The sequence below is a fragment of the Acinetobacter sp. 5862 genome, assembly GCF_024494585.1.
Taxonomy (GTDB): domain Bacteria; phylum Pseudomonadota; class Gammaproteobacteria; order Pseudomonadales; family Moraxellaceae; genus Acinetobacter.
This window is the reverse complement of sequence record NZ_JANHGP010000053.1, coordinates 177,809-184,028: the sequence shown is the minus strand read 5'-3', so window position 1 is coordinate 184,028 and position 6,220 is coordinate 177,809. Positions and strand designations below refer to the sequence as shown.

General features: G+C 38.3%; 7 protein-coding genes, 1 tRNA gene and 1 pseudogene. 6 read left to right on the top strand and 3 right to left on the bottom strand.

Annotated features, from left to right (window positions below):
- Together NO346_RS10470 and NO346_RS10465 are read left to right on the top strand one after the other, a co-directional pair.
- Positions 1–229, top strand: a pseudogene (locus NO346_RS10470) (hypothetical protein); the annotation flags it as partial.
- 31 nt (positions 230–260) lie between these two features.
- Entirely contained in the window at positions 261–473 is a 213-nt protein-coding gene (locus NO346_RS10465; protein ID WP_004661803.1) for a hypothetical protein, read from the top strand.
- Between the two features lie 42 nt (positions 474–515).
- Here the strand turns inward: NO346_RS10465 and bioB are convergent, their stop codons facing one another.
- Together bioB and queG are read right to left on the bottom strand one after the other, a co-directional pair.
- Positions 516–1,505 (bottom strand): biotin synthase BioB, encoded by a 990-nt coding sequence (gene bioB / locus NO346_RS10460; RefSeq protein ID WP_256415123.1) that lies wholly within the window; start codon positions 1,503–1,505, stop codon positions 516–518.
- A gap of 87 nt (positions 1,506–1,592) precedes the next feature.
- A complete protein-coding gene (gene queG, locus NO346_RS10455; protein ID WP_256415122.1) occupies positions 1,593–2,708 on the bottom strand; it encodes a tRNA epoxyqueuosine(34) reductase QueG in 1,116 nt (371 codons plus the stop codon).
- A gap of 22 nt (positions 2,709–2,730) precedes the next feature.
- Here queG and NO346_RS10450 point away from each other — a divergent pair, with 22 nt between their 5' ends.
- On the top strand, positions 2,731–4,224 hold the full coding sequence (locus NO346_RS10450; RefSeq protein ID WP_256415121.1) for an NAD(P)H-hydrate dehydratase: 1,494 nt from the start codon (positions 2,731–2,733) through the stop codon (positions 4,222–4,224).
- Here NO346_RS10450 and ruvC read toward each other — a convergent pair.
- Complete coding sequence (ruvC, locus tag NO346_RS10445) at positions 4,221–4,766, bottom strand: crossover junction endodeoxyribonuclease RuvC (RefSeq protein WP_005159580.1); 546 nt, start codon at positions 4,764–4,766, stop codon at positions 4,221–4,223. The two genes, NO346_RS10450 and ruvC, sit on opposite strands and share 4 nt — an antisense overlap.
- 320 nt (positions 4,767–5,086) lie before the next feature.
- Here ruvC and NO346_RS10440 point away from each other — a divergent pair.
- The 3 genes from NO346_RS10440 (at position 5,087) to NO346_RS10430 (ending at position 5,902) form a co-directional block, all read left to right on the top strand.
- Positions 5,087–5,163, top strand: a tRNA-Met gene (locus tag NO346_RS10440).
- A 188-nt stretch (positions 5,164–5,351) separates the two neighbouring features.
- Positions 5,352–5,585, top strand: coding sequence for a hypothetical protein (locus NO346_RS10435; protein WP_005159582.1), 234 nt, complete (start codon positions 5,352–5,354; stop codon positions 5,583–5,585).
- A gap of 107 nt (positions 5,586–5,692) precedes the next feature.
- Positions 5,693–5,902 (top strand): cold-shock protein, encoded by a 210-nt coding sequence (locus NO346_RS10430; RefSeq protein ID WP_004661817.1) that lies wholly within the window; start codon positions 5,693–5,695, stop codon positions 5,900–5,902.
- Positions 5,903–6,220 lie beyond the last annotated feature (318 nt).

The window sequence follows — 6,220 nt, the reverse complement described above, 5'->3', positions numbered from 1 at the left end:
CCTGATTTAATATCAACATTAGATTTAAAAGAGACAAAAGTGGTATGCGCAGATAAAGGCTATGATTCAGAACCACTTAGTTGAAAATATGTTTTGTTGATTAAAGTAATTTAGAGGAATAGCTACTCGATATGACAAGCTCAAAAGAAATTATCAAAGTTCTGCTATTAATCTCCTTTGGCTAAGTGTTTTTTTTACAAGCTGCATAAAAGCTATTGATTGTTTATGATAAATAGATCAAGCAAAGATATTTGAATAGTATGGATAAAGATTTTAAGTCAGAAACTTATAAGGTAGATGAAAGTACGACTGATACCATTCTATGGTTGATGCAGCATCAGGATATTTTTGATTCTTTCCATTTTGATGTACATACTCAAGAGTTGTCAGTCACACATGCAGCAGGTGTGGATATTATTCGGGTAGGAATGTTTTTAAATGCCAAATACGGCATTTTAGTGACATCAATTTAATATGATCGAAAAAAAGCCTTGTCAAATAACAAGGCTTTTTTTTTATGCACTCATAGCATCTACGGAGAGTTCAGCAACAGTTGGTTTCGGTTTTTCTGCTGTTAAACCTAATTTAGCAAATAGGATTTGGTCTTTACCTTCTCCAGCATTAGGCGTAGTCAATAACTTATCACCAGAAAAAAGCGAGTTTGCGCCTGCCATGAATGCAAGCGCTTGATCTGAATCACTCAGTGATTCGCGTCCTGCCGATAATCGAATATAACTATGAGGCATAATAATGCGAGCAACAGCAATAGTACGAATCCATTCGGTCACATCTAACTTTTCAACTTCAGCAAGCGGTGTTCCTTCGATCGGTACAAGCATATTGATTGGCACTGATTCAGGATGTACAGGCATAGTTGCAAGTTCTTGTAATAAACCAATACGGTCATTACGACTTTCACCTAAGCCAACGATACCACCACTACAGACTTTCATACCCGCTTGACGTACATGATCTAATGTATCTAAACGATCATCAAAAGTACGCGTACTAATAATATGTGAATAGTATTCACGAGAGGTATCAAGGTTATGGTTGTAATAATCTAAACCTGCATCTTTTAAGCGTTCAGCTTGTGACTGATTGAGCATACCTAAAGTCATACAAGTTTCTAAACCGAGTGCTTTTACTTCTCGAACCATTTCTAACACATAGGGCATATCTCGTTCGTGTGGATTGCGCCAAGCAGCGCCCATACAGAAACGTGAAGAACCAGAATCTTTTGCTGTTTGAGCTTCACGAATGACTTTATCTACTGCAATACGCTTTTCTGCTTCTAATTTTGAGTCGTAATGTGCAGATTGCGAGCAATACTTACAATCTTCTGGGCATTTACCTGTTTTGATTGAAAGCAGTGTGCTGACTTGAATGGTATTTGGCTGAAAATGCTCACGATGAACGCCTTGTGCTGCAAATACTAAGTCTAGAAAAGGTTGGTCATATAAAGCTTGGATTTCATCACGAGTCCAGTCATTACGTAAAGTCATTGTTATATCCATGATGATTGATTACAAACATTGAGATTAATCATACAGAAATCGTGCCAAAGCCAAAGGGCAAAAAACATCATTTTTCTATTCAGGTACGTTTATTTGCTGCAATTGTTGTTGAATTGCCCACTCAATATGTATATTTACAATCTCATCGTGTAGAGCTTTTGCTTCTTGCAATTGGCTCACGATTTCAGCCGAGTATGGAGCATTTCCCAAGCCGATTGCAATATTCCGTTTAAAGGATTGATAGCCTGTGCGCCGAATTGGACTACCTTCTGTTTTTGCAAGAAAAGTTGCTTCATCCCATTGCCAGATCTCTAGTAAGCTAATGTTATCTAAACTATGTCTTGGGTCAAAGTCTGGAATTGACGCAGTTTTAGCAAAGCCATTCCACGGGCAAATCAGCTGACAATCATCACAACCAAAAATACGATTACCAATACCTGAACGTAATTCTTCAGGAATGATTCCTTTATATTCAATAGTTAAGTAAGCAATACATTTCCTTGCATCCAACATATAAGGTTCAACAATGGCTTGTGTTGGGCAAATGTCGATGCAAGCAGTACATGAGCCACAATGGGCTGTTGCGGGTTGATCAAAAGGGAGGTCAAGCGAAGTAAATAGCTCACCCAAAACGAAGAAAGAACCGGATTTTTTATGAATGAGTAAGGTATGTTTTCCTGTCCATCCCATGCCCGCACTTTCGGCAAGTGATTTTTCAAAAATAGGTGCTGAGTCCGCAAACGGGCGTGATTCGAAATCGCCCACTTTTTCTTTAATACGACTGGCCAATGTTTTAAGTCGACCACGCATGACTTTATGATAGTCACGTCCACGCGCGTAGCGTGCAATAATGGCTGAATTTGGTTCAAATGGTACATAACGGGGCTTAGGTGATGCCACAAGATAGTTCATCCGCACACAAATAATGCTTTTAGTTCCAGGTACAAGCAATGTTGGATCAGCACGTTTTTCTAAATTCTCTTCCAAATAATGCATATCAGCATGGTAACCACGTTTTAAATATTCTTTAAAACGTGGCATTTGATCTTGAGCATCAGGTTTGGCAATGACACAATCAGAAAAGCCCAAGTCTAAAGCTTGAGTTTTTATCCATGTTTTAAGTTCTTGAGGATCAAGCTGCTGAAGCTCAATTTTATCAAGTGATTTTCCAGAGGATGTGGTTGAAGCCATAAACCAATAATTAGGGGATAACATGCAACGTTCAGTTTACCATAGCCAAAGCATTCAAGCATGGGAGCAGCGTTGGTTTGCGCAGCAAAATTCATCTTTAGGATTGATGCAACAAGCCGCTTGGACAATCTCACAGCAGTTAATTGAACCATTTAATAAAAATAAAATTCAAAAGATCGCAATTTGGTGTGGACAAGGTAATAACGCAGGTGACGGTTACTATATCGCTGCTTTTCTAAAGCAACATGGATTTCACATCACGGTTTATGCAGCTGAACTCGGTCAATCTTTAGATTTAAAACAAGCTGTACAATATGCACTGTTAAATCGAGTTGATATTCAAAGTATCGATTATTTATTGTCGGAAAATGCGAATCACCAAGAAATTCCAACTTTTGATTGTCATATTGATGCTCTGTTTGGCATAGGTCTCAATCGAATGCTGGATCAAAAATGGCAGTCGATCATCCAGTTATTTAACTCACAGATTGGTTTAAAGATTGCTATCGATATTCCGAGTGGGCTACATGCCAATACAGGTCAGGCTTTGCCATGTGTAATACAAGCCGATCATACCTTTACAATTTTGGGTTATAAAGCAGGTTTGTTTACAGGTCAAGGAAAGGAATATGTGGGAAAACTACATTTAGTCAGCTTGATCCCAATTGATGCAGAATTAAAACCACTTGCATATCTATCACCTGAAAAAATCGCTTTACCAAAACGTCAGGCTTTTGGGCATAAAGGCAGTTATGGGCATGTACAGGTGGTGGGTGGTCATGCGGATATGGGTGGAGCGGTGATTATGTCTGCTGAAGCTGCGTTTCATGCAGGTGCTGGAAAAGTTAGTGTGGTCTGTCATGCCAAACACCATCAGGCCATTCTGTCGCGTTCACCAAACATTATGGTGCGAGATATTAATTCGTTGGATCAAGATGCAATCCAAATCTTATTAAATCATGTGGATGCAGTCTGTTTTGGTATGGGTTTGGGACGGGATGAATGGGCAGAACAGATTTATCAGCAATGGTTTGATTTACTCAATCAAAGTTCGCACTTAGAAGTCGTGCTTGATGCGGATGGACTTTGGTTTCTGGCAAAGCATCAGCAAAAATTAAAACAGCATATTTATGCCACACCACATTCAGGTGAAGCTGCGACTTTGTTAGGTTGCAAGCCTGCTGATATTGAACAAGATCGAATCGTTGCAATTCAGCAACTGCAACAAAAATATGCAGGGCAATGGCTATTGAAAGGTGCAGGTAGCCTGATTTTAGAAGATGAATTATTTATCTGTACCCAAGGCAATGCAGGAATGGGTACAGGAGGAATGGGGGATGTGCTGGCAGGTATGATTGCCAGTTTAAAAGCACAATTTCATGAGCAAGTCGCATTGCATGAAATTGTGAGTTTGCATGCACAGGCAGGGGATTTACTGGCTGAACATGGAATGCGTGGTTTACAAGCACATGACATGGGGAAAGTGATTTATACAGTGGTAAATCAAGAAAACTAACGCCTTCTACTACTTGAACGACTCCGTCCCCGAGCCATACCACCGAGCGCATTTAACACTGCCATTTTGCTCATGCTGCCTGAAGCATGGGCATGACAGATTGCAGCAGCTAACGCATCGGCTGCATCAGCTTGTGGTTGAATGCTTAGGTTCAATAAACGCATTACCATCATTTGTACCTGTTCTTTTTCAGCAGCGCCATAGCCCACCACCGACTGCTTAATTTGACGGGCAGTATATTCCGCGACTTGTAGGTCTAAATTGACCAATGCCGCAATTGCCGCACCACGGGCTTGTCCAAGTTTTAAAGCAGAATCAGGGTTCTGCGCCATGAAAACTTGTTCAACGGCAGCCTCAGTAGGACCGTGGAATTTAACAATACGTTCAACACCTGCAAAAATACGTTTGAGTCGTTCAGGCATTGCTTGCGTTTCAGTACGAATGGTTCCTGCATCGACAAAACGTAGTTTATTGCCATCTTTTTCGATAATTCCATAACCTGTTAAGCGTGAACCAGGATCAATACCAATAATTAATGACATGTCGAACTATAAAAATGAAAGATTGTTGATATTGTTACATAGCAGGCTTCTCGATACATAATATTTTTGTAGGATTTTGAATTATAAGAAAATAGTGGATTTATTAAACAGAGTAGGTTTTATTGAGTACATATTCCGAAATTCGATCTCTTTTGAACAGATCAACTAATAAGGCTTATTTTGATTTGTTTTTAATCAATTTGTATTTAATTTGAACGTTAGGCAGTAAATTATGTGATTTTTCTAAAAAAAAATTGCATTGTGGGGGAGATGGGCGTATAAAGCATCTCATTGATCAAACATGTTGATCAAGATGTTGATGCGGGATGGAGCAGTCTGGTAGCTCGTCGGGCTCATAACCCGAAGGTCGTTGGTTCAAATCCAGCTCCCGCTACCACTTTAAAGTTAATTGAATATTAGCTCTGTGATTATTGAATTGTTGTTATCTGAAAGATTAGACGGCAATTAAGTTAGCTGAAATAACCCTAAAGAAAGCTAAAAATTATTAGATTCTAGAATTGTAGTTTACCTCTCTCCATATATCTAGCGTTATAGTAAATCCAAATCGATCACTTGAGCTCAGAAATGAGTGATTTTGTGTTGAAAATTATTAATGAATGGCGTGTAGCCAAAGCCAGCAATGGCAATGAAATTTGTGTGCAAATTATCCCGCTGAAACGTCAACAAAATACGTTGGATGGTTTCAAATGGGTAGAGGTTGGAAAGAAAATCCAGCTAGAGTCGGGTCGAGAAGTCGATTTTAATCTAGATGGGAAAAGCTTCTATACCGATGTTAATCAGCTTTATCGATTAATATAGATAATTTACGCACTTGAAGTATCTATTGGTTAAAGATAGATTGGGTTAAATCAATATTCATAATTTGATTTAATTCATAAATGAACAAAGTTTAAAGGTTTAAAAGTATGTCTGATACAGTTACTGGTACTGTTAAGTGGTTTAACGAAACTAAAGGTTTTGGTTTCATTCAAGCTGATTCTGGTCAAGATGTTTTTGCTCACTTCAGCGAAATCCAAAGCAAAGGTTTTAAAGTATTACAAGAAGGCCAACGCGTTTCTTTCGTACTTGGTCAAGGTAAGAAAGGACCACAAGCAACTCTCATCACTGTTATCTAATTTTTAGACCAGTAAAAAAAGCTCACATATGTGGGCTTTTTTGATGTTTTTTATGTGCGAGAAAAGCATCAAAATAATTTTTAAATATCATTATTTGATTGAGATAAATGAAATTTTACAATTTTTGAAATGCTAAAAGCGATTGTTTTTTAATAGGATTTTTTAGTAATACAACTATTCGCCCCCAATTTTTCATCTACAGTTAGATAATGTTTGTGCCGAAAAAGTAAAGTGGCGTATATTAAATAATAACTAGAAGAATAACACTGTTGATTCAGAAAATCTTTCATCTCGTAGTTTAGATAAACCTTTCGTGTT